The sequence below is a fragment of the Hallerella sp. genome (assembly GCF_022776125.1).
In the GTDB taxonomy this organism is placed as follows: domain Bacteria; phylum Fibrobacterota; class Fibrobacteria; order Fibrobacterales; family Fibrobacteraceae; genus Hallerella; species Hallerella succinigenes.
In genome coordinates, this window is record NZ_JALFIA010000043.1 from 1 (window position 1) to 24,635 (window position 24,635).

Below are 24,635 nucleotides of genomic sequence, written 5' to 3' on the forward strand. Positions count from 1 at the left end.
TCCTTTTCCGTCAAATTTGATTGACCGGAGCATCACTCAAGCACATCTCCAAATCCTTCAATCAGCCTGCCCGGATCCCGTCCGGGGCGTTTCCTGGCCGTTTCCGACCGGAACGAGGCCAATTATAGAAATCCCCACGGAATCGTCAAGGGGTTCCTGCTCTATTTTTTAATTTTTTTTGCTTTTTTTTCGCTTTCCATGCGTAAAAACAATTATTTTCTAGGTTAGTTTCAAGAAAAGAACATTCTATCAACAATTTTTTAACTGATTTCTTATTCGGAAATCAAGCTTTGGGCAATTTTTTCGAAGTTTTGATTGAAATCTTCCCCTAAATCGATTCTTTCCGCCACTGTTTGGTGACGGAACCAGGTGATTTGTCGCTTTGCATAGCGTCTTGTACCCAGCTGAACCGCATCGACGACTTCTTTAGAGGACATTTTCCCCTGAATGCAGGATACCCATTCTTTATATCCAAGGCTCTGCCATGCCGGAGCTTCCAGCGGAACTCGTGAAAGCAAGTTTTCCACTTCTTGTTTCCAGCCGTCTTCAATCATTTGCAGAACACGCTTGTCGATGTTTGCATACAACGTTGTACGTTCACGATCAAGCCAGAAGGTTTTCACGTTTCCGATTCCACCTTTACGGTCGCTGCGGACTTCGGAAAACTTGCGACCGGTTTGCATCGAAACTTCTAGAGCGCGTAGCAAACGTTGGCGGTCTTGCGGGAGAATAGTTTGTGCGGAATCTGGATCAATTTCTTTGAGCATTTGATACAAAGCATCTAAGCCTTTGTTCGAAAGAATCGTTTCACACTCTTTTCGAATGTCTTCACGGACCTGCGGAATTTCGGCGAGCCCTTCCGTGAGCGCTTGCAAGTACATTCCCGTTCCGCCGACCAAGATGTATGGAGTCCGAGGATTCTTTTGCAAAAGCTCTTTGACCAAGCGGACAAATTCGCCCACCGAAAAACTTTCCGTCGGAGGATAGAAATCTACCAGATGATGAGGAATATTCTTTAGCGCTTCTTTAGACGGCTGAGCCGTGCCGATGCAGAAGTCTTTATAGATCTGGCGGGAATCCATTGAAATGATTTTCGCACGAAACTCTTTCGCAAGCGAAAGAGAGAGTTTCGTTTTTCCTACGCCTGTGGCGCCGACTAGAGCACAAAGAAGGGGCATCGATTTTTAATGTAGTTATATTTGGACTGCATGAAAAATAAGAATCTCATCCTGGTCACGATTTGTATTGCGATTGTTCTTTTAGGGGTATCCTTTGTTCTGATGAATCAGGAAGCCTTTGACAATACGCTGATCGCGACGGGCTTAAAAAAATCAAAGCCGATGCTTGCGGACGCGGATCCCTATATGAAGAAACTTCTTCAAGAGATTCCCGTTCAAAAGGTTCTGCCGAAAAAAAAGAAGAACCCGCGCGAAATTTGGAAAGTCGGACGCGGAATTTCTTACCCGAATTACCTTTTGAAAGCGCAGAGGCATTTGGAAAAGCACGGCGGGAAAGTCCTTTCGATGGAAGAAGTCGAAAGTCGAAACGGCTCGGTTGTCGATTTTGACTTTGTCGCACCCTTTGGCGATACCTTCTACGTTCAGTTGCAGGTCGCGGATAGCTTTTATAATAATACGTCCCGTTTGGCGGTCGCCTTTTACGCAAGCAAAGAACTTTCAGGTTTTGCGGACGAATTGAACGGACTAAACTTTCCGTATTCCCTGCTGATTACACCGTCCGAAATTTCTTCCTTCAAAGCGGGCCTTAAAAAACTGAATCAGTACGAATCCGTCGTCTGGCTTCCGATGGAAGACAAGAAGCTTCGTTCTAAATCCTTCAGCAAATCGATGATCTTTATTCATCAATCCCAATCTGAAATTCAGGACATTGTCACAGACGCTTTAGAAAAAGTTCCCCACGCACAAGGAATTGCGACTCGATTCGGCAGCCGCGCCGTGGAACAGCAAGCCTTGCTCCACGCCATTTTCAATCCTCTCCAAGAACGCAACCTTTGGTTTATGGATTTAACCAAGAACCGCTATTCCAGAGCCGAAGACGTCTGCGAGGACATCCATCTTAAGTGTCGTACAGAAAGCCCATTCGACCCGTCTAGAATGACGCATGCCGTCTATGTTTCTCGGGTCTTGAAAACGGCAAGACGATCCGGCAAAGCAATTTTGATTCTTCCTATTTCAAACGCGAGCTTCAAGGCTATCGAAAATTTAGAAGCCGACGCGACTGCACAAGGGACAGAATTTGTTAGTTTATCCAATATCTTCCAAACTGAATAGGAGGGCTCATGCCTGTTAAACTGAGCGTAAATATTGACCTCATCGCTACGATCCGCGAAGCCCGCAAGATCCGCGAACCGGATCCTGTTGCAGGCGCCACCCTGGCAGAACTTGCCGGTTGCCACGGTATTTCCGCACACCTGCGAGAAGACCGCCGCCACATTCAAGAACGCGATGTTCGACTGCTCCGCGGCATTGTAACGACCCATTTGAATTTGGAAATGGCTCCAACTTCAGAAATGATCCAGCTCGCGATTGATATTCAGCCGGATATGGTAACGCTTGTTCCTGAAAATCAGGAAGTGACCAGCGAAGGCGGTTTGAACGTTGCCGCTCGAATCGACGAACTGACCAAAACCGTCGCCTCCTTCAAAAATAACGATATCGCCGTGAGCGTCTTTATCGATCCGGATACGGACCAGGTAAAAGCGGCAAAGAAAATCGGAGCGGACTTTGTGGAACTGCACACAGGTCACTTTGCAAACGCTTTTGATTTAGGTTCTTCCGCAGACGTGGATCGTGAACTCGCCGCCATCCAAGACATGACCGTTCTTGCTCGCAAATATGGTTTACGCGTCAACGCAGGGCAAGGCTTGAACTACCGCAATGTCGGTTACATTTCAAGTATCAACGGTATCGAAGAATTGACGATCGGACACAGCATCATCGGACGTTCTGTGATGATCGGTATGGACCGTGCCGTTCGCGAAATGCTCGAATCGATTCGCCTCGCCGAACATTGATTTTTGATTCAATACTTTCGATTTAAAAGAAAAACCTTCCGAAAACTCGGAAGGTTTTTTTTCAATTTTCAAGAATTACTTATTTGCGGCAGGAGCGGCCTTTGCTGTATCAGCGGCAGGCTTTGCGGTGTCTGCAGTTGGCTTTGCGGCTTCGGTCTTGGACGGTTCTGCCGGCTTCGCCGTTTCGGTTTTAGCCGTTTCCGCTGGTTTTGCGGATTCTGCCTTAGCTGCCTTCTTTGCGGCCTTGATGCTGTCCTGTTCTGCCTTCTTCGCAGCCTTTACTGCGGCAATGCTGTCGGCCTTTGCCTTTTTGGCAGCGGCGATACTGTCTTGCTTCGCCTTCTTTACGGCAGCGATACTGTCCTGCTTGGCCTTTTTGGCAGCCTTGATGCTGTCTTGTTCAGCCTTTTTGGCAGCCTTGATGCTGTCCTGCTTAGCCTTCTTCGCGGCCTTTACCGCAGCGATGCTATCGGTCTTTGCCTTTTTGGCAGCGGCGATACTGTCTTGCTTAGCCTGCTTAGCGGCCTTAGCGGCTGCAATACTGTCAGCCTTCTGTTCTTCCGGAGTCTTCACAGCCTTGGCCGTATCCACCGGAGAAGCTGTCACCACATTCAAAAGTTCCACTTCAAAGACGAGAAGGGAGTTAGGCGGAATCACCGGAGATGCGCCTTCTGCACCGTAACCGAGTTCGCTCGGGATCCAAGCCTGAACCTTTTCACCTTCCTTCATCAAAGTCAAAAGTTCCTGCCAGCCCTTGATCACAGCATTCACCGGGAATTCAAGCGGTTCGCCGCGCTTGATAGAGCTATCAAATTCCGTTCCGTTCAAAAGAGCGCCAGCGTAATGGACTCGCACCTTATCGGTGAGCTTCGGAGCTCTTGCGCTCGAATCCTTTACCTGGGTAATATACTTGTACTGAAGACCGCTAGCCGTGGTGATCACGCCAGCCACAGTCTTATTCTTTTCAAGGAAGACTTTCTGAGAGTCCAAAGCGGCCTTAGCGGCTTCTGCGGCCTTCTTTTCGCGCGTAACCTGCATCTGAAGAACCAGTTCCTGGAGAGCCTTTTCCGCCTGGGAATCGGTCATCAGCAAAGCCTTGCCATCCATTTGATCGCTCAAAGAGCGAAGGAACAGTTCCTTGTCGATTTCCGCATCCACATTCTTAATGGCACGGCCCATATCCATTCCGAGGGCATAGCTGTAACGGTCCTTCGGCGTCATCAAAGTGTCTTTTTTAACGGCAACTGCAACCGAATCCGTTGATGCAACAGAATCCGTCGGTAAAGTCGCAGCTGCAGGAGCGGTTTCCGGCTTCGGAGACGAAGAACAAGCGATTAACGTGCCCAAAACGGCAGCGGAAAAAATACTAGAAGTCCATAATTTCATATTTTAATCCTTGATATTTGATACCTCCCAATTTAGGAACTTTATCATGAAAAAGTGGATCGTCGTTTTATTTTTAACAGCATTTGCCGCAACCCTTTACGCAGCACGCCCCGTAACGCACGTTGAAGTTCCGTTTAATGCAGGAATCGGCCCCACAGCCTTTTGGATTCCGGGCGTTGCCGGCAGAGAGCTCCACACGGGCTTTAATCTGAACCTCTATGGAGTCATTACCCCGCAAACGCTTGACGCCAACAAGGAAAAAATTCCTATTAAGTACCGTCGTTATTTGAATACGATGCGCGAAGTGCATGTAGCCCCGATGTGGATGATTTTAATCCCCCAATATGTGATCGTGAGTCCAGCCGCTCTTGGCGAAGACGATGCCCTTTACGGTGCCATTTGGTCGTTGCTCAGCGTAGGCCCGGAATTCATTTCGAAGCGTTACTACGTCGTCGAAGGCAAGTTCTCGCCTACCGTGAGCTATTTGCACGTGGATTCTGACGACAACGAAGACTCCGAGAACCTGGTCGGCGTCGGCTGCATGCTCTCGCTTGCCCTGACCTATACCTTTACAGACAATTTCCTTGTAACTTTCTCCTATGCGCACTTGCTACAGTTGCCCCTCAGCATCAACTCGTACAAGCCTACCGATGCGACTTCGGAACATTGGATTCAGGCAGGCGCCCTCTCTTTGATCCTGCATTTCCGTTTCGGAATGAGCCAAAAACTATAAATTGGCGTTTTTTCGTTAAAAACAACATTCTAGGAGTGACATAGATCATCCTCCCGCCCAAATCTTCCAAGATGTGTTACAAAACACTTTACACAAAGGAAAACTTTTCTTAAAATTAGTATACAGATGGATTGAGTGGATGACGGAGCACATGTGTGTTCCGAAACAGAGGGTACAATAATGCAAGCTACTAGCAATACGTTATTCTCTTCCACTGCAGAGAAGGCTCGTGTCGTGCGCACCCCCCAAGAATTTGAAATTGCGCAGGAAAGAGCGCGCAAAGCCCTTTTCGCAGAAATGACAGCGGTGAAACCTGAAAGAATTTACGAAAGCTCCAGGCAGACGGCAAAGCTCAGCCCGATGGTGGCCTTTGCGGTTTTCATTGCAAGCTTGAGCGTTCGTGACTGATCTGTCGATTCGGCATTCAGCTGCCAGAATCCAGAATTTTTTCAAGGGGAAATTTCGATACAGGAATCAACCACAATTCCTGTTTTCTATCTTTTTAAAAAACAGGAGATCCTATGTCAGCTCTTATCCTCGACGGCAAAAAACTCGCCAAAGAATCTGAACTTCAACTGAAGGAACGCGTCGAAGCCCTCAAGGCACGCACAGGCAAGACCCCAATCCTCGCCACGATTCTCGTGGGCGACGACCCGGCCAGCGCCACCTATGTGAAAATGAAAGGCAACGCCTGCGCTCGCGTGGGCATGGAAAGTCTCCCGGTTCACATGCCGAAGCAGACGACGACCGAAGAACTCCTCGCCAAGATCGAAGAATTGAACGAAAATCCGAACGTACACGGCATTTTGCTGCAGCACCCGGTTCCGCGTCACATTGACGAACGCGCTGCTTTTGAAAAAATCGAACGTCGCAAGGACGTGGACGGAGTCACCTGCCTCGGCTTTGGCCTGATGGCGATGGGCGAAAAAGCTTACGGTAGCGCAACGCCGGCTGGCATTATGCGCATCCTCAAGGCTTACGACATTCCCCTGGAAGGCAAGCACGCTGTGGTTGTCGGACGTAGCGCCATCCTCGGAAAGCCGATGGCCATGATGCTTTTGAACGCAAACTGCACCGTGACAATTTGTCACAGCAAAACCAAGGACCTCGAAAAGTACGTCGGCGATGCAGATATTCTGATCGGCGCGGTCGGCAAGCCGGAATTCATCAAGACCGCCTGGATCAAGAAGGGCGCGGTCGTGATCGATGCCGGTTACCATCCAGGTGGAGTCGGTGACGTGGAAAAAGCCGGTCTTGAAGATGTCGCTAGCGCCTACACCCCGGTTCCGGGTGGAGTCGGTCCAATGACGATAAACACGCTCATTTACCAGAGCGTGGACAGCGGCGAAAGTTTCCTCGGCAAGTAAATTTTACCGCTTACAATTTAAAGAGCCTCCCCCGCAGGGAGGCTTTTTCCTTCCGATAATTTTACTTCACCTGAACGCAAACCTGATAACGTCCCTTGGGGAGCGTCGAGCGGCTAAAGCCCAACTGCGTTGCACCAGGCGAAACATTTCCCGCAAAATTTGCCACTTTTCGACCGCTCATGTCAAAGACAGAGACTTGGACATAGGCAGAATGCGACATGCGAAGGATTCCCGTTCTCAAGTCGTAGGCAGCACTGGTCACCATTTGAAGCGGAACCGTGGAACCGATAGCCATTTCTTCTTCCGGATCATTGATTTGCTGTTCAGTTTCTTTGAGAAGTTCACCCGGAATCTGGGTAACGCCTGCAACGTCAAAACGGAACTCGTCTACATTCGGGCCCCCGTTTTCCGTGAGAGACTTGAGACGCAGAACGTTCGTATCTTTCGAAAGATTCACCTGTACAGATACGCTGTCGTAAGTTGTCCAATTCGACGTAGACGGAAACACGATGATTCCGGCGCTTTTCCCGTTGAGGAAAAGTTCCATGCTGCGATCGGTACTGCCTCCATTTGCAAATCGGATGTTTAAGATTGCGGAATTCTTGGCGGTCGGCACATTCAAATTCCAAGCGCCATAACTTTCCAAACTGTTGTTGAAATTGTAATAGCCGCTGTCTATCCAGCCTGCATTATTTTCTTCATAGGCGCCGACGCCTTCGTTTGGATAGGCGGCATTGACACTGCTAAGAAATTCCGTAGAAGCCGTAATCACGCTTGCCATGGCGCGAACCGTGATGGTTCCGCTGACCGTTGCGCTTTCACCGCCGTCATCGGTCGTGACGATGGTATAGCCGAAAATTCCGGTCGCAGTCGGAATGCCTTGCAAAACAATTGTACTGTCCGAAGTGTTCACCTTTGCCGTAATGCCGTCCGGAAGTTCCGTCGCCTTTGCGCCGCCACAAGCGAAATATTTATAGGTGATGCTTTGAATGGAATCGCCAAGCACAAGGCTCTGATCCGGAGATCCAGCATTCAGGACCAGAGCGGGGACCGAGACAATGTCACTTTCTTCGACAAGGACTTCGACACGGCCCGTATATTTCGTTCCATCAGAACCTTTGACCGTGTACTTGAAAGAGGCGAGACCTGTAAAATTCGGATTCGGCGAGAATGTAGCTGTGTAACCGTCCGTCTCTAAAGACACTAAGCCGTTTTCGGCAGCAGAAAGAGTGTAGGACGGAGAAACAGCCTGGAAACCCTTTGTAATTGAACGTAGATCGAAAGATGCTCTTCCATTTTTCGAAGCGGTCATGTGCATCGCACCGAGCCAGTTGATGTACTTTTCGATATAGGCGTATCCATCTGCACCGATTGTCATTGCATCGTCCGAAGTCACATTGTAGCCCATTGCAGTTTCAAAAAAGTCCGGAATTCCATCGCCGTCTGTATCGAGAGCCTTTTCGCCCGAGATCACTTCGCCCCAGCCATTATTCGTCGTGAGACCCATCGCTCCAACCGACTTGACAAGAGCACCAGCTATGCCGAGAGTTCCTACCTGGTACCACACCAAAGAATCGATATCGTCGTAAGGCAACACGCCGCTCTGGGAAGTCACATAACGCCAAGCACTAGCGGCGCTGAGCATGGGACCGTTTACGGTCATTTCGTTCCAAGGCGATGAAAGTTCTTCCCCTGCACCTTGGTAGTAATAAATCGTCGAGGGCTCCCCATTCAACACTCCATCGCGATTCGTATCAATCATATTGCCGGAAGCGTAAATGCTCTGGTTCTTATCGACCTGGAACCAGGGATTGCTACCCTTTGGACCATATACAAAGTAATTGTTCACAATGTCGTGATTAAAATGCGTGCTCGTATGAGTGGTATAACCCGCTTCAAAATTATAAAGGATGTTATTGACAAAGACATCGTTGATCTTATCCAAGGGATTCCTGTTGTGGGTATTCACGAACGCATTGTAATACCAAGACCAGGCGCCGTCCACCGATTCGATGTGGGCACCGAACTGCTGACCGATCGGATTCGCGATTAGAGAATTCTGCACCGTCACGCCTGTCACGCGATAATTCGCATCGTCCGAAGAGCCTCCAAAATTATTCCAAGGAGCGAGTTCTACCGAACAATGGTCCACGATAACGTTCTTCGCATCGTATAAGTTAAGGGCATCGTCCTTTTCGGAATTGGTATTTTCGCCGGGTCGGATTCGCAAGTAACGAATAATGATGTTACTCTGTTTACCTGTGCTGAGTTTTCCGCCGTGAATAGCGATTCCTTCACCGGGAGCTGTCTGCCCCGCAATAGTAATGTTGCTCTTGATGGAGACCGCCGTCTGAATATGGATGATTCCACCCACGTCAAAGACAACTATTCGGTTTCCTTGACTCACCGCATCTCGAAAAGAGCCTTCGCCCGAATCGTTGAGGTTGGTAACATGATAAACGGAACCCCCACGGCCACCAGTCACCTGGGCGCCAAAACCCAAAGCTTCCGGAAACGCGAGTACTTCAGCAACCGCAGAACCCAAACCAAATAGAGTCGAAAACATCGCAACAGCGAATTTTGATTTTTGCATAGTACACCATTCCTTTATGCTAAAAATCTATCTTCGCTAAAGAATGCGCGAGCAAAATAAAGTTTTATGCGTTGTCTAAAGACAATTTGGAAATTTCACCGGGTTTTAAATTCCCAAGCGCCCAATTTCCAATGCGAACGCGGACAAGGCGCAAGACTTCTATTTCAAAAGTCTGCAAAATACGCCGAATTTCTCGATTCTTGCCTTCATGCAGCACAACGGAAAGCCAAGCCGTTTTTTCGCCGGTTCGTAAAACGCGAACATCCGCCATTCGCATCTGTTCCGGAGATTCTCCAAAAACGCGCGGAGGAACCAGAACTCCTTTTTTCATTTGCTCCATTTCTTCTCTGGAGGGTGCACGGGAAACCTGAACGTGATATTCTTTTTCTAGATGTGTTTCCGGGGCAAGAATGCGGTCTGCGAAAGCGGTGTCGTTGGTAAAAAGAAGCAGTCCTTCGCTCGCCTTGTCGAGACGTCCAACAGGGAAAACATGCTGCGGCAATTTTCCTTTCAAAAGGTCCATGACCGTTTTACGTCCCTTTTCATCGGAAGCGGTCGTCACAATTCCACGGGGTTTGTTCATTGCGAAGTAAACATGCGCTATTTTCGAAACAGGCTTTCCATCGACGGTGATTTTAGAAGATTCCGTTGCAGGCGTTTCCGGGTCGCGGACAAGGCGCCCATCTAAGGTCACACGACCTTCACGGACAAGATTTTCGGCTACGGAGCGGGAGCAGTATCCGCGTTTGTTGAGAATTCGGGCGACGCCGAAACGTTTCAGAGGCATGCAGAGCTAATCCTCGCGCGTATCCTTGGATTCTTTTTTCATCTTGTACATGCGATCGTCCGCGAGGCGGCAAACATCGCCGGCGGTAGAACGCACTTCACTACGCATCGCGGTTCCGTAAGACGCGGAAAGCGGGATTGGCAAAACTTGCGAGGCTTCTTCCTGAAGAACTCGCATTTTTTCAAAGGCGGTTTCCATATCGTTCAAATGTTCCTGCCGTACAATCACCAAAAATTCATCGCCGCCCATACGAATCGGAGTTCCGATTCCCTTGAACGCTTCGGACAAGGTTTTAGCAAATGCCTGGAGCTGTTCATCGCCCTTCCCATGCCCATAGGTATCGTTCAGCTTCTTTAGGCCGTTCATGTCGATACTCGTCACCGCATAGTCCGAACCGATTCCGTTCAGCACGTCGAAAATTTGCTCACATTTTGCACGGTTGTAAAGCCCCGTCAAAGCATCTCGGTACGCAAGCGAAGAAAGCAGGTCCTTTTCCGTTTTGTTCACAATCGCACGCTGCAGGTAAATCACATAACTGACGAGCAAAGACATCAAATAGACGAGAAGTCCCCAAGACGTAATCGGATTTCCTCGCGGATCCACACCCGGTGTAACCCGGCTCAAATTAAATACGACAAGTTCTGCGATACAAGAAAGGCAGAAGAGCAAAAATCCGATATCGGAAATTCTTTCCGGAAGTCCATCCTTTTTAGAATAAACAACTCCCGGCACCATCAGGAACACGATACCCAAGACCATGTAAATATGGAAAAGCAACAGGAATTGAGGATAGTTCGCCACATGCGCAAGCTGGAGAATCGTCGTTCCGGCAAAAAAGATTCCATTAAAAATCGGAAGTGACACAAGCCCGTACCAGCGCCATCCCGAAAGTTTCTTTCTGCGCATACTGACGAATAGAAGTTCGATCGAAATCGGTGCAAGATAAAGCATCGCATATTCAAGAATCGCATTGAATTCCAGGTTCAGCGAAATCAGCTGAATTTCATGTGTGTAACAAATCGTCCAAATACCGAGTACGAAGGAAAAGAATCCGATCAACGGCAAACGGACGAAATAGCCCGCAAAGCCCATTGCGCCGATGCCGCCGACCATCGCCATCGCCCCGAACAGGGTCATAAAAATCGCGATGCAGAACGACACCGAAATGTGCTCCGCCAAATACGGAGCGCCCATCATCTGATTCGGTAGAATCGTCGTCTCTGGCATAATGTCAAAGGCTCCCGATTCCGCCGCATAAACTTTCAGCCTTAATTTTTGGCCGCCCCATCCAGCCGGAAGTTCAATCCGATGATATCCGCTTCCCACTATCAAGCCTTCGCTTAAAAGTTCTTGCCCATAGGAATAAATTTTTTCGTCGTTTAAATAAACATCCATCGTCGACACAAACAATCGAATATGCAATGCGGAATAATCCGAAAGTCGCGTCGGCAAGGTCGTTTCCAAAAGCAAGGAATCCCCAAGTGGAGCTTCCCCTTGAATCGGTCGATACTGAGCCAGTGATGGTGGCTGCGATGTCTTTCCATGGTACGTCACTTCCCAAGGAGAATCCCAAACAATGGAATTGTTCGAAGAACGATTTTTAGAAACCCCAATCAATGAAATAATGAACACCGCCGCAAGCATAAATGCTGCCGCAAGAAATCCCATTTTCCGTTTTGTCGATATCATTTTTTAACGACTCCTTTCTACAATTTACATAGCATAAAGGGAAATCCAACTTCAAAGCGATTTCTTTGTTCGATAACAAACATTTTTTTGCAAAAAAGGCAGATTTATCATTCCAACTTGGAATGCGGATTGATAATTTTAAAACCAAACAAGGAGATTCTATGAAGCACTTTACCCTTTTCGCACTTCTCATCCTCTGCATTTGCGGTTTTACCTTCGCGGGAAACGATTCCAAGGATTTGTTCACCACGGTCTCTTGGGAAATGGCGATTGAAATGAGCAAGGATAAGAAAGCCAAGGCTATTTTTGTAGATGTCCGCACTCCGCAGGAAGTCGCCCAGGGTACCGTCGCCGGTTCTTTGAACATTCCTCTGCAGCAGATTCAGGCCCGCTACTCGGAACTTCCGAAAGACAAGAGCCTGCTTATATTCTGCCGCAGCGGAAAGCGAAGCCGTGCCGCTTCAGATTTTTTGATTCAGCAGGGTTATACCAAGGTTTACAATGTGGACGGTGGATTCTTGGCAGCACCGCCGTCAGCCGCTTTTAAGTAATCCAACAAGGCGGAATTGATTTGAACCCGTTCCTTTGCAATATAGAGGGCCGGGTTTTCTTTTTCCTGTGCACTGAGACGGGCAGCATCTTTTTCGGAAAGAACTATCGGAAGATCCCCGTCGAGTTCTGCACGGAGAACTCGTGCGTATGCCTTGGAATGATCCGTAAGAAATACGCATTTTTGAATTTGAAGTCCAAAGCTTTCGATGTCTAACGCAAAACGTTTTGGGTTTCCGATGCCCGTGACCACGGCCACGGGTGAATTTGGAGAAAGCGATTTCCCTTGAAGGTTTTGAATCTTTTCAATGCCAAATGTGACCGCAAAATTTGGCTTCGCCATATCCGCACTTGAGGTTGCCTGTTCACGGTAGCCGTCAATCGTCCATGCATCGGGATGATCTTTTTCAAGGCTCACGCATGAACCGCAGGGAAACAGATCGGTCAAGGATTTTGCCGTTTCGTCCCACCGCAAAACGAACCGGGTGGCATTTACAAAACGTGTATCTTCGAGTCCCCCGTCACAAAGTAAAATATCGAACTTTCCATCGAGCTGTTTTGCAGTCTTGTAACGATTGGATGTTTGAAAGACGGACGCTCCACAGGGCGAGGATTGAAGCATTCGAAATTCATCCCAGGCGGTTTGATGGCAAAGGATGGCTACGCGGTATCCTTGCGCCGTCAAAAGTTCCGAAAGCCGTTGAACAAGAGGTGTTTTGCCAGCGCCGCCGGCAAGGAAAGATCCTACGATCCAAACCCGACTTTTTTGTAACGGTTTCTTTGGGCGGTAAAGCGTTCTACGAAAGGCGCAAAATACAGCCCGGTAAATACCAGCCAGTAAAAATCGCAGCGGAAATGGAACTTGCCCAAGCATGGTCTCAAATTAAATTTATACCTTTAATCTCGTCCAATTTAAATTCTGAAAAACAAGGCTATAGTTATGCGCGTACTCGTTCTTAACTGCGGTAGCTCTTCTGTGAAGTTTGCCGTTATCGATACAAATACAAAGGAATCCATCGCAAGCGGTCTCGTCGAAAACATCGGCGTGAACGGTCACACGAAGGCAAAGGGTCCGGAAGGCAAAATCGATTTCAACTTTGACTGCCCGACTCACGCTGAAGCAGTCGACCAGGTCAAGAAATTCCTTGACTCCCAGAATCTCACCTCTTCGATCGAAGCCATCGGTCACCGCGTCGTGCATGGCGGTAAGTACATCAAGAGCGAAAAAGTGACGCAAGAAGTCATCGACTACATCCGTAGCATCACGCTCTTTGCACCGCTTCACGAACCGGCTCACACAACCGGCATGGAATGCGCAACCAAGTTCTTCCCGGATATTCCGCAGGTCGCTGTATTCGACACGGCTTTCCACCAGACGATGCCAACAAAGGCTTACCTCTACGGTATTCCGTACAAATTCTACGAACAAGACAAAATCCGTCGCTACGGTGCACACGGCACAAGCCACCGCTTTGTGACCGCAGAAGCTTGCAACGTTCTCGGCACGAAACCGGAAGAAACCTGCCTCATCACCGCTCACCTCGGTAACGGCAGCTCCTGCTCCGCGATTCTCAACGGCAAGTGCGTCGATACCACAATGGGCTTCACTCCGCTCGAAGGCTTGATCATGGGAACCCGTTCCGGTTCTCTCGACCCGGCGATTCTCTTCTACATCAGCAAGAAGTACAGCAAGGAATACGGCACGATCGATCAGCTCGACCACTTGGTGAACAAGGAATCCGGTCTTCTCGGTCTCTCTGGCCTTTCGAACGACATGCGCACTTTAACGCAGGCCGCAAGCGAAGGCAACAAGCGCGCCCAGATTGCCCTCGACGTTTTCTGCTACAGACTCACCCGTGAAATCGGCGGCATCGCCATGGCTCTTCCGCGCATCGACGCCATCGTCTTCACCGGCGGTATCGGCGAAAACAGCTCTTACGTTCGTAAGCAGACTCTCGAAAACCTGAAGATTCTCGGTTACCAGATTGACGATGATCGCAACAACAAGAGCGGCAAGGAATCGAACCACTTGATTACCAAGGACGGCACTCCGAAGGCAATCGTCGTAGCGACAAACGAAGAACTTTTGATTGCTCTCGACACCGAAGCTCTCGTAAAGTAATCCGCTCAAATCCCATTTGAAAAAGGCTCCGCACTACGGGGCCTTTTCTTTTTGAAATCTCGAATTTTAATAGATCACGTCTTCGAGAACAAGTGCCTGGGGAGGCGCCATTGTACGTTCACCTTTAAAGCGGTCGGCAAAGATTTCTTTCACCGTGCCTTCCGGGTAACGTCCACGTCCGACGTCAAAGAGCGTTCCCACCATCGCACGCACTTGGCGGTGCAAAAAGCGGTTTCCTTGAATATGCCACTGCACCATGTAATCCGAAACTTGGACAAGCTCAAAACGGGTGATGTTGCAAAGCGTACTTTTCCCGTCATTTCTCGGAATGCAGAATCGGATAAAATCATGTTCACCGATAAAGGATTTTGCTTCACGTTGCATCAAATCGTAATCGATCGGCAAATGTCCGATTTCCCAGCCAAAGTCGCGGAGCAGTGCCACGGGCCTTGTGAAAATCGAATAGACGTAGTAGCGAGAAACCGCATCGTAGCGGGAATGGAATTCCGGATCGCAGACTTCGAGGTCGCGAATCTTGACCGTGTGACGACCAAGACCGTTGATAGAACGCGTCAATTTTTTACAGTCGATTTCGCCGTCGTAGTCGAAGTGGACCATCTGTCCGCGGGCGTGAACACCTGTATCGGTGCGGCCTGCGGCGACGAGATCGATCGGGGTGCGGAGTGCGGTTTTAAATGCCTCTTCCAGCGCTGACTGCACGGTAACGTATTTCGTTTTACCGTGTTCGTTCTGTTCTTGCCAACCATAGTAGGCGCTGCCGAGATATTCGCAGCGGAAACGATAGCGCATGGGCTATTCCCCGGTTTCGCGTTTGACGCGGATGACCGTTTCGACCTGTTCTTCGGAAAGCTGCGTGCGACGGGCAATTTCTGCCGGCGTATATCCGCGACGATTCAGCTGAATTACGCGTTCCTTATCCTGACGTTCTCTGTCAAAGCGCGTCATTTCAAGCGGATTCGGTTTGGGAATGGCAGTGCCCTTCATCGTATTGTGACTTTGGGCGCGGACGTTTTGAACCCTATCCGGATCGCGATGGACTCCCCTGGGAACGGCGAGGCCAGCGAGCGTGTCGGAAAGAGACTGCATCGCCTTGGTAATACGCTGTTTTGCAGTCGGGCGCAGAACGGGATGTTCGATTTCACCCTTTGCATTTTCAAATTCCACATCTTCCGTTGTCACAAAGCTCGATTCCTGGGACGCAGCTTGAGCTTCATCCGCCTGTTTTGCGTCATCAATAATCGAGCGGCGATGAACTCGGGTGCGGTCCACAAAAGTCGGATCCTCCAGACCGCCCTTCGGCGTTTTAAAACGGTTATCCCTGCGGATCTGTTCAAGCTGACGGGTGATTGCTTCCTGGCGGTTGCGCAGAATAAAGAAGACAACGCCACCGATGACGACCAAAGCGATGAGGCCTCCGATGATAAAGACAAAGACATTCGTCCCCGAACTTTCCTTTTCGACCGAAGATTCCTTCGCCTTGGCAGAAGCCTTTACCGGGGCTGGCGTCGAAGCGTCCGATTCCAAATTGCGCATAGCGACGAGGACGCTCCAAAGGGAATCGCGGTGAGCAATCGCCACCTTTTTTTCATCAGGGTCATCTGCAGCGGCAAAGACAGCCATATCCGCTTCATCAATTTCTTCGCGCAGGGACAGATAACGTACTCCGTCCAGTTTCGGCTGAAACGGATCCGCTTTCAAAAAAGCGAAAAGCGCTATCGCGAGAACCAAGAGAACTGCGGGCACAATAAATTTCTTCATACAACAAAAAATTTACAAATATTCCGCTTCGAGTTTTTGGAACCACACAAAAAGCCCCGGAAAATCCGGGGCTTCTGTGACAAAGCTTAAATCCGATTACTTCTTGTTTTCAAGAACAAGCTTGCGGCAATCTTCGAAGAACGGATTCGAGTCATGCGGACCCGGAGCCGCTTCTGGATGGAACTGTACAGCAATCATCGGAACCTTCTTCGAACGGAAACCTTCGATTGAATGGTCGTTCAAGTTCACATGCGTAATTTCAAGAACTTCCGGATCGATGGATTCGTCGAGAACGGCGAAGTTGTGGTTCTGGGAAGTCACCATGACACGTCCCGATTCCATGAACATCACCGGATGGTTTCCACCGTGGTGACCGAACTTGAGACGACCGGTTTTTGCACCGGAAGCCAGTCCGAGAATCTGAAGACCGAGGCAGATGCCCATCACAGGAACCTTGCCGAGAATTGCCCGGGCATTCTTCACAGCGTCCTTCACGCCGGCAGGGTCCCCCGGACCATTCGAGAAGAAGATTCCATCCGGATTCATCGCAAGCACTTCTTCTGCAGGCGTGTAAGCCGGAACCACCGTCACCTGGAATCCCTGAAGACGAAGGTTGCGAAGAATATTGCGCTTGATGCCGAAGTCATACGCGACGAGTTTCAAATCCGCGGCAGGAAGTTCCTGTGGCATCCCGAAGCCCTTCAAGAATTCATCCGAAAATACGTACTTTTCTTTACACGTGACGGTTTCCACCATATCGACGCCATCGAGGCCAGCCCAAGCTTTCGCCTTGGCAACGCCTTCATCCGGAGTCACACTTCCCGAAGTACAGATAAAGCCCTTGACCGTCCCTTTTTCACGCAAAAGAAGCGTCAGAGCACGCGTATCGATTCCAGCGAGAGCCGGAATACCGTAACGCTTGAGAGCGTCCGTCAATTCTTCTTCCGAGCGCCAGTTCGACGACGGATTGATCTGCTGAACGAGCAAGCCTCCCGCCTGGAATTTTGGACTTTCCATGTCCGTTTCGTTCACACCGACGTTACCAATTTCGGTTTCGGTGAGGGTCACAAACTGACCCGCGTACGACGGGTCGGAAAGGATTTCTTGATAGCCCGAAAGCGAAGTGTTGAACACAACTTCACCAAAGGAGTCTACAGGTGCGCCCATCGAGTAACCGTAAAAGACGCTACCGTCAGCCAAAGCGAGAAACGCTTTGCGTTCACGTTGGAGTTTCCATTTTTCTTGTAATGTCATTGTTGCGGTCCTTCTTAAACGTTCACCTTGGGAGCGTGGCGCTGATATTCCTGAATGGAGCAAACTTCCACGCGGAACTTGCCGTCACCGAATCCGCCCTTCATATCTTCCAAACCTTCAATAGTCGCTTCCAGAGCATCGATGGTCGTGGTGATAGGAATGCCGCGGAGAATGCAGGTGGAGCGGATCTTCGCTTCATCCTTAGCAGCCTTTGCGCCCGGAGTCGGCGTGTTCACGATCCATGCGAGATCCTTTTCATCGATCAAGTCAAGAACGTTCGGGCGACCGTCCGAAATGCGGAACACGCCGTGCGTCTTAATGCCATGATTGCGAAGAACGGTACTCGTTCCACGGGTCGAGTAAATTTCAAATCCGAGTTTCACGAGGCGCTGTGCAAACGGCACCACCGTTTCCTGGTCTTCGTCCTTGACGCTGAGGAAGATGTTTCCCTGCATCGGAACAAAGTTTCCTGCTCCGACTTGGCTCTTGATGTAAGCCATCGAATGACGGAAATCAAGACCCATGACTTCACCCGTGGACTTCATTTCCGGAGAAAGAATCACATCCACACCCGGGAATCGGGCAAAGGGGAACACAGCCTCCTTCACCGCGTAATACTTCGGCGTAAAGAGCTGCGTGTAACCGAGATCCTTGAGCTTCTTACCCGCCATCACCAAGGAAGCGAGTTTTGCAAACGGAATACCCGTCGCCTTCGAAACGAACGGAACCGTACGGCTTGCGCGCGGATTCACTTCGATTACATAGATATCATTCCCGTGAACCGCGAACTGGACGTTCATCAAACCGACGACATGAAGTTCCTTGGCAAATGCAATCGCATAACCGCGGAGACGTTCCTGAATTTCTTTCGAAAGCGTCGGGGGCGGAATCGTGCAAGCGGAGTCACCAGAGTGAATGCCCGCGAGTTCGATATGTTCCATGATACCGCAGATTTCTGCCGTTTCGCCATCAGAAATACAGTCGACATCGCATTCCGTCGCCTGTTCCAAGAAGTGATCGATCAAAATCGGACGGTCCGGAGAAACTTCGAGAGCTTCTTCTTCCATGTACTTGCGAAGACCCGCTTCGTCGTGGACAATGCACATGGCACGGCCACCGAGGACGAAACTCGGACGGGCAAGAACCGGGAATCCAATCTTGTGGGCGATCGCAATCGCTTCGTCCGCCGTCTGAGCCATACCGGCTGGCGGCTGCAAAACACCGAGCTTGTTCACGATTTCACCAAAGAGCTTGCGATCTTCCGCAGCATCGATCATTGCAGGCGCCGTACCGATAATATGGACGCCATTTGCTTCGAGATCATCGGCAAGGTTGAGCGGAGTCTGACCGCCGAACTGAACGATTGCACCGTCGCACTTTTCGTGGCGGTAAACGTTCAACACATCTTCGAGTGTGAGCGGTTCAAAGTAAAGCTTGTCACTCGTATCGTAGTCCGTCGAAACCGTTTCCGGATTCGAGTTCACCATGACCGTTTCAAAGCCAGCCTTGCGCAGAGCAAAAGAAGCGTGAACGCAGCAGTAGTCGAATTCAATTCCCTGACCGATACGGTTCGGGCCACCGCCGAGAATCATGATCTTCTTCTTGGTCGAAGCCTTTTCGCCCGGACGGAGACCGGTACCGTCGCCCAGCTGACCTTCCGTCGGATTTTCGAAACGGTTGTCGCCATGACGGTAAGTCGAATAAAGGTACGGTGTGTAAGACTGGAATTCCGCAGCGCAGGTATCGACTTGGGCAAAGCTCGGCACGACGCCGATCTTTTCGCGGGCTTTACGGACTTCGAGTTCTTTCGAACCGAGAATCCATGCGATCTGACGATCCGAGAATCCGAGTTCCTTCGCCTGAAGGAAAAGAGCCGGATCCTTTGCAAGCTCTTCAAGAGTCTTCGCGGAACGGATCTCATCTTCGAACATCGCGATTTCTTCGAGTTCGCGGAGGAACCACTTGTCAATCTTGTTGATTTCGTGAATCTTGTCGACGCTCCAACCGCGACGGAAAGCGGCGCGGACAAAGAAGATGCGGTTCGTCGAAGGACGCTTGAGTTCCTGTGCGAGGACTTCATCGGAAACTTCTTCGAAGTGAGCGTCCTTGCCGTCTGCGCCATAGCCTGCGCGGCCCGTTTCGAGGGAGCGCATCGCCTTTTGGAAGGACTGCTTGAACGTGCGGCCAATCGCCATCACTTCGCCGACGGACTTCATCTGAGTACCGAGAGTCGTATCGGCACCGTTGAACTTTTCGAAGGCGAAGCGCGGAACCTTGGTGACGATGTAGTCGATCGAAGGTTCAAAGCAAGCCGGCGTCACCTTGGTGATATCGTTCAAAATTTCATCGAGAGTATACCCCACGGCGAGCTTCGCTGCAAACTTTGCAATCGGGAAGCCCGTCGCCTTGGAAGCCAGAGCCGAAGAACGGGAAACACGTGGGTTCATTTCAATGACCACGATACGGCCGTTTTTCGGATTCAAGGCGAACTGCACATTGGATCCACCGGTATCAATGCCGATTTCACGCATCACGGAGATCGATGCGTCACGCAGCTTTTGATATTCGCGGTCGGTAAGCGTCAAAGCGGGAGCAACCGTAATCGAGTCGCCCGTGTGAACACCCATCGGATCCAGGTTTTCAATGGAGCAGACGATCACGCAGTTATCCTTGTGGTCGCGCATCACTTCCAGTTCAAATTCCTTCCAACCTTCGATCGATTCTTCGATAAGGACTTCGGAAGTCGGGCTGTAATAAAGACCGCGCTGAACGATGGTTTCAAATTCTTCTTCGTTGTGAGCGATACCGCCACCGGTTCCACCTAAAGTAAAACCCGGGCGAATCACCACGGGCCAACAGTCAAGAGAATTTCGAGCGGCAATCGCTTCTTCGAGCGTATTTGCCGAAATGCTTCTTGGCATGTCCAGTCCGATGCGTTCCATCGCCTCCTTAAAGAGTTCGCGATCTTCTGCTTTGTTGATGACATCCGGACGAGCACCGATCATTTCCACGTTGTAACGGGAAAGAATGCCTTTCTTGTGAAGCTTCATCGCAAGGTTCAAAGCGGTCTGGCCGCCAAGAGTCGGAAGAAGCGCATCCGGACGTTCGCGACGGATGATTTCCGTCAGCGCCTGGGCGGTAAGCGGTTCAATGTAAGTACGGTCGGCAAAATCCGGGTCCGTCATGATGGTCGCCGGGTTCGAATTGACCAGGACGACTTCGTAACCTTCGGCTTTCAGCGATTTGCACGCTTGAACACCGGAGTAGTCGAATTCGCAAGCCTGACCGATGACGATCGGGCCGGAACCGATGAGCATGATTTTTTTGAGATCTTCACGTTTTGGCATAGTACCTTCGCTTGGGGCTAAATCGTGAAAATTTTAGAAAAAGAACCCTTACCGGAAAAGGGAAAAATTTTATCTTTTTTCATACAAAAACGCAGGACCGCAAGTCCTAGTGGGAGTTTGTTCTCTCTCCAAAATTCCTCTTTCAAAAAATCACAAATTCGTCATGGCAAACCACAAACTTGTGATGCGTATTTCAAAAATGTCGTTTTGAAATCTCTTCCATTTTCGAGTCTTTTCATGGCCATGAAGCCTAAAAAAACGGCGAGATGCGTCACACAGGATGTTAACCGAATATTAGATTTATGGTATGAAATGGAAACTCTATATTCTTTGGCTGATCTTTTTCTTTGCAGGCGTTATCTTCGTTTATGTTTTACCTGCAGATTCCCTTTCCCCGTCTCTCCGATATTTGTTCTTGGGTATTTGGGGAGCAGTCGTCACCGCACTCTTTAACACTATTACGTATAAATTAAGCAACCGTTCCAAGGAAGACCCTTTCGACGTTCTTGCGAAAAAAGTTCCCGAAACGCAGTTCGTCCCCGTCGTCGGAGGCAAGGAACAGATGGCAGACTCAAGCCTCCCTGCCTACAGAAAGGCAGAAGACGAAACCGAAATCCACGCACAAGCCGCCAAGCCGCAGATCGTCGCACCGGATTTTCCCGATGAAAGCTGGATCGACTTCACCCACGAACTTCTGCACAACCGTCCGTTCCCCGAAGTGGTCCGCATGCTGAACGATCTTCTCCCGAAGATTTTCAAGAACGCATCGGGCGTGCTTTACATGTACAGCAACAATCAGTCCGAACTGCATCAGATTTTTGCATTCGGTCCGAACATAATCAGCGACCCGGTCATCTCACGCTCCGAATGCGCAAGCTACGACAGCGCAAAGATTGTCGTCGCCGACTACTCCGATCCGCAACACGTCAGCGGTTGCATCCACCTGCACCACCGTCCGCAGGGATATTCCTTCTGCGCTCCGATCGAAGGTCTCGAAGAACATTTTGGCGTTCTCACCCTTCAAGTGGACACGCTTCCGCAAGGGGAGACGACCGACACTTGGAAAACCAAAATTTCAATGGTCGCCACCGCATTCGGCCTTTTCGTCGCAAACCAAAATTTGCAGCTCCGTTTCAAGAGCCAGAGCCTGCGCGATCAGCTCACCGGCCTTGTGAACAAGCGTTACATGGAAGAAGCCCTAACCCGCGCCGTAAGCGAAGCCCGCCGTCACGGGACTCCGATCGGCATGATCATGATTTCTTCGGACAATCTGGAAACGCTCAAGACTTCCCACGGCGCCCACGCCGCAGAACAGATGCTCTGGGAACTTGCTCAGCGCCTTCCCCGCTACATCCGCACCGAAGACATTCCTAGCCGTTACGCGGACAACACGCTCTGCGTTTTGCTCCCGGGCGCCGATAAGGTTCGCACCCAGCAACGCGCCGAAAAGATCCGCCACGAAATCGAGAACCTCCAGGTCGCCTATGGAAATCTGATTCTGCAGACGACGCTGAGCCTCGGCGTTGCCATTTATCCGGATAATGCGAAGAGCGCTTCCGAACTTGTTTCCGCTGCCGAACAGGCGATGCAGCAGGCAGAAGCCCTTGGCAAAAATCAGGTTTGCCTTGCGCAGACCACGCCGCCGGGGAATTAATCATTGCAGTTTAAAGCAAAAAGCCCAGCCGGTTGGCTGGGCTTTTTTTGAATTTTTGTTGATTTTTTAGAGAGACGAATGTTTGTCGAAGAATTCAAAGGTTTTGCGGTAAGCCTTTTCACGGGCTTCTTTGGCAGACAGATAAAGGTCATGGAGACCGCCTTGGATTTCGTCCAACGTTACACGCGGACCAAGCTGACGACCGTACTTTTTCATATTGTCGACATCTAAAACACCGTCGCAGTGCATATATTCTTCGGTCCAGTCCTTATCCCGAGTGCTGCAATCGCTGTGCATCAAAAGAATCGGCGTTTCCAGGTGCAAGCCTTTTTGAACTTGGGTATGTGCCCTGTGAATTGCCCGGATCCAACCGAGATCCTTCATGGGACTCACAGGCGGCTTTAAGCGCGTATCGTATTCCCATTCGCCACGATAGCCTTTGCGCAGGCTGTAGCTGTAATTCGGATTTGGAAGATCATTCACCGGGAAATCCGGAATCATCGAACCTATAGCCGAAGCGACCGGCACCAAAACATTCCGAGCAAACCACTGCAGGTTCATTTCGAGGAACGGGCTGTTCAAAACGATGGCAGCGAAATCCTGACCGTGGCGACGCGAATCCGCATAAAGAGACACAATCAAACCGCCCGTGCTATGGCCGATCAAATATTCAGGCAACAAAGTCTTCGAGGGATCCGAAGATGTCATTAGCGTACGGGAAAGCCTTTGGGCCATCGCCAAAGCCGAATCGATTTCCGGGAAATATTCCTGAATTTCGCGGGCGCGGAACGGTTCGTCGTCGCTGCGCAGGGAACGTCCATAAAAATGCAGATCGATTGCAAAGAAGCCATAGCCTGCCGAATCGGCCTTCTGGGCAAGTTCCCGGTTGAAGTAATAATCGTTATAACCGTGAACATACAAGACAATGCCTTTGTAAGTCCGCGAGGAATCCGACGGATACTGGATCAAGGTCGCCCGATACTTTCCCTGAAGCGGATAAACTTTGAAAGGTTCTCCCAAGAGCGGGTCTGTTTCCGCGAATTCGATCGAGTTCACAACCGCTTTCGCTTCCGCATCCTGGACATTGGAATTGCAGGCACACAATCCACCCCCTGCAAAAGCCGCCAAGGCAAAAAGAGACACGACCCCCATCGACAACTTTTTTAGATTCCCTATAACCATGGTATAAAGATACATAAGCTATCCAAGGCTCGCAAGGTTAGAAAAGCCTATGTATTTCGTACAAAGTACTCATTTTGCAAAAAAAGCCAACAACACGCTACTCATCGGTTACAGCGTTCCCCTATAGCAAAGCATCATCTCAAAGAATCGCCTCTAGGCGAAACGAGTTCTAAGTCGCACTTTGCAGACCAAACAAGCTCGGAGTGCGACTCATTTTTTTATATTTGCGCTTATGAAGTATCCCTACAAGCGTATATTGACAATCCAGGACGTTTCTTGCGTCGGACAATGTTCATTGACGGTCGCTTTGCCGATCATTTCTGCTTGCGGAATTGAAACGTCCGTGTTACCTTCGGCAGTCCTTTCGACGCACACGGGCGGCTTTCAGGGTTTTACCTTCCGCGATCTTACAGATGACATTCCAAAGATTTTGGAACATTGGAAACGGGAAAGCATCCAATTCGACGCCTTTTATACGGGCTATTTGGGAACTCCGAAACAGATTGCTTACGTGTGCGATGTGTTGCACTCGGTGAGAAAACCGGACAGTGTGAACATCATCGACCCAGCCATGGCGGACAACGGAAAGCTTTATGTCGGATTCGACAACTCCATTGTGGAAGCGATGAAGGTTTTGATTAGCGATGCGGACTATGCCCTGCCAAACATTACCGAAGCGGCGATGCTCACGGGCAACGAATACCGCGAAACCTATGACGAAGCCTATATCCAAAAACTTTCCGAAGACCTGGTAAGGCTCGGTGCAAAGACCGTTGTTTTGACAGGCGTCAGCTACACAGACGAAACAACAGGCGTTTCCGTTTTTACGGACGGAAAAGTCTCTTACTATGCGCACCGAAAAATCCCCAAAGGAAGTCACGGGACGGGCGATGTTTTTGCATCGACCTTTGTCGGGGCGCTTCTCCGCGGCAAAACGCCTTTTGAATCGGCAAAGATCGCTGCGGACTTCACCGTCAAATGTATCGAAAACACGATCGACGACCCGAATCACTGGTACGGAGTCAAGTTCGAAACGGCTCTTCCGGAGCTGGTTTCCGCCTTAAACGCCTAGAAAGTTTCCTTTCGAGACCGGAATTTACGCAAGTTAAGCCTTGGCTAACTTGCGTACCCTTTTTTATACATCGCACTTCAATTTGCA

General features: G+C 49.9%; 20 protein-coding genes. 9 read left to right on the forward strand and 11 right to left on the reverse strand.

The features are described 5' to 3' along the window. Positions 1-272: 272 nt before the first annotated feature. Entirely contained in the window at positions 273-1,178 is a 906-nt protein-coding gene (miaA, locus tag MR847_RS05105; RefSeq protein WP_106519275.1) for a tRNA (adenosine(37)-N6)-dimethylallyltransferase MiaA, read from the reverse strand. 30 nt (positions 1,179-1,208) lie between these two features. On the opposite strand from miaA, the gene MR847_RS05110 reads away from it, so the two are divergent. Continuing rightward, positions 1,209-2,291 carry a divergent polysaccharide deacetylase family protein gene (locus MR847_RS05110; RefSeq protein WP_287723122.1) on the forward strand — a complete coding sequence of 361 codons (1,083 nt, stop codon included), beginning with the start codon at positions 1,209-1,211 and terminating at the stop codon, positions 2,289-2,291. An 8-nt stretch (positions 2,292-2,299) separates the two neighbouring features. Next, entirely contained in the window at positions 2,300-3,034 is a 735-nt protein-coding gene (locus tag MR847_RS05115; protein ID WP_287723123.1) for a pyridoxine 5'-phosphate synthase, read from the forward strand. Between the two features lie 75 nt (positions 3,035-3,109). Here MR847_RS05115 and bamJ read toward each other — a convergent pair whose 3' ends face one another. Beyond that, complete coding sequence (bamJ, locus tag MR847_RS05120) at positions 3,110-4,420, reverse strand: BamJ family beta-barrel-assembly machinery protein (protein WP_287723124.1); 1,311 nt, start codon at positions 4,418-4,420, stop codon at positions 3,110-3,112. Positions 4,421-4,466: 46 nt separating this feature from the next. Between bamJ and MR847_RS05125 the strand changes: the two genes are divergently transcribed. From MR847_RS05125 to folD, 3 genes are all read left to right on the forward strand, one after another. Then, positions 4,467-5,153: a hypothetical protein gene (locus tag MR847_RS05125; protein WP_100425526.1), complete on the forward strand. Its 687-nt coding sequence runs from the start codon at positions 4,467-4,469 to the stop codon at positions 5,151-5,153. Between the two features lie 180 nt (positions 5,154-5,333). Then, complete coding sequence (locus tag MR847_RS05130; protein WP_100425525.1) at positions 5,334-5,561, forward strand: hypothetical protein; 228 nt, start codon at positions 5,334-5,336, stop codon at positions 5,559-5,561. A gap of 113 nt (positions 5,562-5,674) precedes the next feature. Continuing rightward, on the forward strand, positions 5,675-6,520 hold the full coding sequence (gene folD / locus MR847_RS05135) for a bifunctional methylenetetrahydrofolate dehydrogenase/methenyltetrahydrofolate cyclohydrolase FolD (protein ID WP_100425524.1): 846 nt from the start codon (positions 5,675-5,677) through the stop codon (positions 6,518-6,520). Positions 6,521-6,581: 61 nt separating this feature from the next. Here the strand turns inward: folD and MR847_RS05140 are convergent, their stop codons facing one another. The 3 genes from MR847_RS05140 to MR847_RS05150 form a co-directional block, all read right to left on the reverse strand. After that, on the reverse strand, positions 6,582-9,113 hold the full coding sequence (locus MR847_RS05140; protein ID WP_287723125.1) for an Ig-like domain-containing protein: 2,532 nt from the start codon (positions 9,111-9,113) through the stop codon (positions 6,582-6,584). 64 nt (positions 9,114-9,177) lie between these two features. Then, positions 9,178-9,900, reverse strand: coding sequence for a pseudouridine synthase (locus MR847_RS05145; RefSeq protein WP_100425522.1), 723 nt, complete (start codon positions 9,898-9,900; stop codon positions 9,178-9,180). A gap of 6 nt (positions 9,901-9,906) precedes the next feature. Beyond that, on the reverse strand, positions 9,907-11,568 hold the full coding sequence (locus MR847_RS05150) for a GGDEF domain-containing protein (protein ID WP_287723126.1): 1,662 nt from the start codon (positions 11,566-11,568) through the stop codon (positions 9,907-9,909). Positions 11,569-11,750: 182 nt separating this feature from the next. On the opposite strand from MR847_RS05150, the gene MR847_RS05155 reads away from it, so the two are divergent. Beyond that, positions 11,751-12,140: a rhodanese-like domain-containing protein gene (locus tag MR847_RS05155; protein ID WP_287723127.1), complete on the forward strand. Its 390-nt coding sequence runs from the start codon at positions 11,751-11,753 to the stop codon at positions 12,138-12,140. Here the strand turns inward: MR847_RS05155 and MR847_RS05160 are convergent. Beyond that, positions 12,086-13,012, reverse strand: coding sequence for a tetraacyldisaccharide 4'-kinase (locus MR847_RS05160; RefSeq protein ID WP_287723128.1), 927 nt, complete (start codon positions 13,010-13,012; stop codon positions 12,086-12,088). The genes MR847_RS05155 and MR847_RS05160 overlap by 55 nt on opposite strands. Before the next feature lie 66 nt (positions 13,013-13,078). Here MR847_RS05160 and MR847_RS05165 point away from each other — a divergent pair, with 66 nt between their 5' ends. Continuing rightward, positions 13,079-14,260 (forward strand): acetate/propionate family kinase, encoded by a 1,182-nt coding sequence (locus MR847_RS05165; protein ID WP_100425519.1) that lies wholly within the window; start codon positions 13,079-13,081, stop codon positions 14,258-14,260. 66 nt (positions 14,261-14,326) lie between these two features. Here the strand turns inward: MR847_RS05165 and truA are convergent, their stop codons facing one another. From truA to carB, 4 genes are all read right to left on the reverse strand, one after another. Then, a complete protein-coding gene (gene truA, locus MR847_RS05170; protein WP_100425518.1) occupies positions 14,327-15,070 on the reverse strand; it encodes a tRNA pseudouridine(38-40) synthase TruA in 744 nt (247 codons plus the stop codon). A gap of 3 nt (positions 15,071-15,073) precedes the next feature. Further along, entirely contained in the window at positions 15,074-16,039 is a 966-nt protein-coding gene (locus MR847_RS05175) for a hypothetical protein (RefSeq protein ID WP_287723129.1), read from the reverse strand. A gap of 96 nt (positions 16,040-16,135) precedes the next feature. Further along, positions 16,136-17,293 (reverse strand): glutamine-hydrolyzing carbamoyl-phosphate synthase small subunit, encoded by a 1,158-nt coding sequence (carA, locus tag MR847_RS05180; RefSeq protein WP_287723130.1) that lies wholly within the window; start codon positions 17,291-17,293, stop codon positions 16,136-16,138. A gap of 14 nt (positions 17,294-17,307) precedes the next feature. Further along, positions 17,308-20,640, reverse strand: a complete 3,333-nt coding sequence (gene carB, locus MR847_RS05185; protein WP_100425515.1) for a carbamoyl-phosphate synthase large subunit — start codon at positions 20,638-20,640, stop codon at positions 17,308-17,310. A gap of 307 nt (positions 20,641-20,947) precedes the next feature. On the opposite strand from carB, the gene MR847_RS05190 reads away from it, so the two are divergent. Beyond that, positions 20,948-22,294, forward strand: coding sequence for a GGDEF domain-containing protein (locus tag MR847_RS05190; protein WP_287723131.1), 1,347 nt, complete (start codon positions 20,948-20,950; stop codon positions 22,292-22,294). Between the two features lie 66 nt (positions 22,295-22,360). Here the strand turns inward: MR847_RS05190 and MR847_RS05195 are convergent, their stop codons facing one another. Beyond that, positions 22,361-23,437 (reverse strand): alpha/beta hydrolase, encoded by a 1,077-nt coding sequence (locus MR847_RS05195; RefSeq protein WP_158256924.1) that lies wholly within the window; start codon positions 23,435-23,437, stop codon positions 22,361-22,363. Positions 23,438-23,708: 271 nt separating this feature from the next. Between MR847_RS05195 and MR847_RS05200 the strand changes: the two genes are divergently transcribed. Then, complete coding sequence (locus MR847_RS05200) at positions 23,709-24,548, forward strand: pyridoxamine kinase (RefSeq protein ID WP_277001336.1); 840 nt, start codon at positions 23,709-23,711, stop codon at positions 24,546-24,548. Positions 24,549-24,635: the final 87 nt, after the last annotated feature.

Excerpts from the sequence above, each read along its gene's own strand:
- miaA (WP_106519275.1), bottom strand. The coding sequence starts at position 1,178 with ATGCCCCTTCTTTGTGCTCTAGTCGGCGCCACAGGCGTAGGAAAAACG.
- MR847_RS05110 (WP_287723122.1), top strand. The coding sequence starts at position 1,209 with ATGAAAAATAAGAATCTCATCCTGGTCACGATTTGTATTGCGATTGTT.
- MR847_RS05115 (WP_287723123.1), top strand. The coding sequence starts at position 2,300 with ATGCCTGTTAAACTGAGCGTAAATATTGACCTCATCGCTACGATCCGC.
- bamJ (WP_287723124.1), bottom strand. The coding sequence starts at position 4,420 with ATGAAATTATGGACTTCTAGTATTTTTTCCGCTGCCGTTTTGGGCACG.
- MR847_RS05125 (WP_100425526.1), top strand. The coding sequence starts at position 4,467 with ATGAAAAAGTGGATCGTCGTTTTATTTTTAACAGCATTTGCCGCAACC.
- MR847_RS05130 (WP_100425525.1), top strand. The coding sequence starts at position 5,334 with ATGCAAGCTACTAGCAATACGTTATTCTCTTCCACTGCAGAGAAGGCT.
- folD (WP_100425524.1), top strand. The coding sequence starts at position 5,675 with ATGTCAGCTCTTATCCTCGACGGCAAAAAACTCGCCAAAGAATCTGAA.
- MR847_RS05140 (WP_287723125.1), bottom strand. The coding sequence starts at position 9,113 with ATGCAAAAATCAAAATTCGCTGTTGCGATGTTTTCGACTCTATTTGGT.
- MR847_RS05145 (WP_100425522.1), bottom strand. The coding sequence starts at position 9,900 with ATGCCTCTGAAACGTTTCGGCGTCGCCCGAATTCTCAACAAACGCGGA.
- MR847_RS05150 (WP_287723126.1), bottom strand. The coding sequence starts at position 11,568 with ATGGGATTTCTTGCGGCAGCATTTATGCTTGCGGCGGTGTTCATTATT.
- MR847_RS05155 (WP_287723127.1), top strand. The coding sequence starts at position 11,751 with ATGAAGCACTTTACCCTTTTCGCACTTCTCATCCTCTGCATTTGCGGT.
- MR847_RS05160 (WP_287723128.1), bottom strand. The coding sequence starts at position 13,012 with ATGCTTGGGCAAGTTCCATTTCCGCTGCGATTTTTACTGGCTGGTATT.
- MR847_RS05165 (WP_100425519.1), top strand. The coding sequence starts at position 13,079 with ATGCGCGTACTCGTTCTTAACTGCGGTAGCTCTTCTGTGAAGTTTGCC.
- truA (WP_100425518.1), bottom strand. The coding sequence starts at position 15,070 with ATGCGCTATCGTTTCCGCTGCGAATATCTCGGCAGCGCCTACTATGGT.
- MR847_RS05175 (WP_287723129.1), bottom strand. The coding sequence starts at position 16,039 with ATGAAGAAATTTATTGTGCCCGCAGTTCTCTTGGTTCTCGCGATAGCG.
- carA (WP_287723130.1), bottom strand. The coding sequence starts at position 17,293 with ATGACATTACAAGAAAAATGGAAACTCCAACGTGAACGCAAAGCGTTT.
- carB (WP_100425515.1), bottom strand. The coding sequence starts at position 20,640 with ATGCCAAAACGTGAAGATCTCAAAAAAATCATGCTCATCGGTTCCGGC.
- MR847_RS05190 (WP_287723131.1), top strand. The coding sequence starts at position 20,948 with ATGAAATGGAAACTCTATATTCTTTGGCTGATCTTTTTCTTTGCAGGC.
- MR847_RS05200 (WP_277001336.1), top strand. The coding sequence starts at position 23,709 with ATGAAGTATCCCTACAAGCGTATATTGACAATCCAGGACGTTTCTTGC.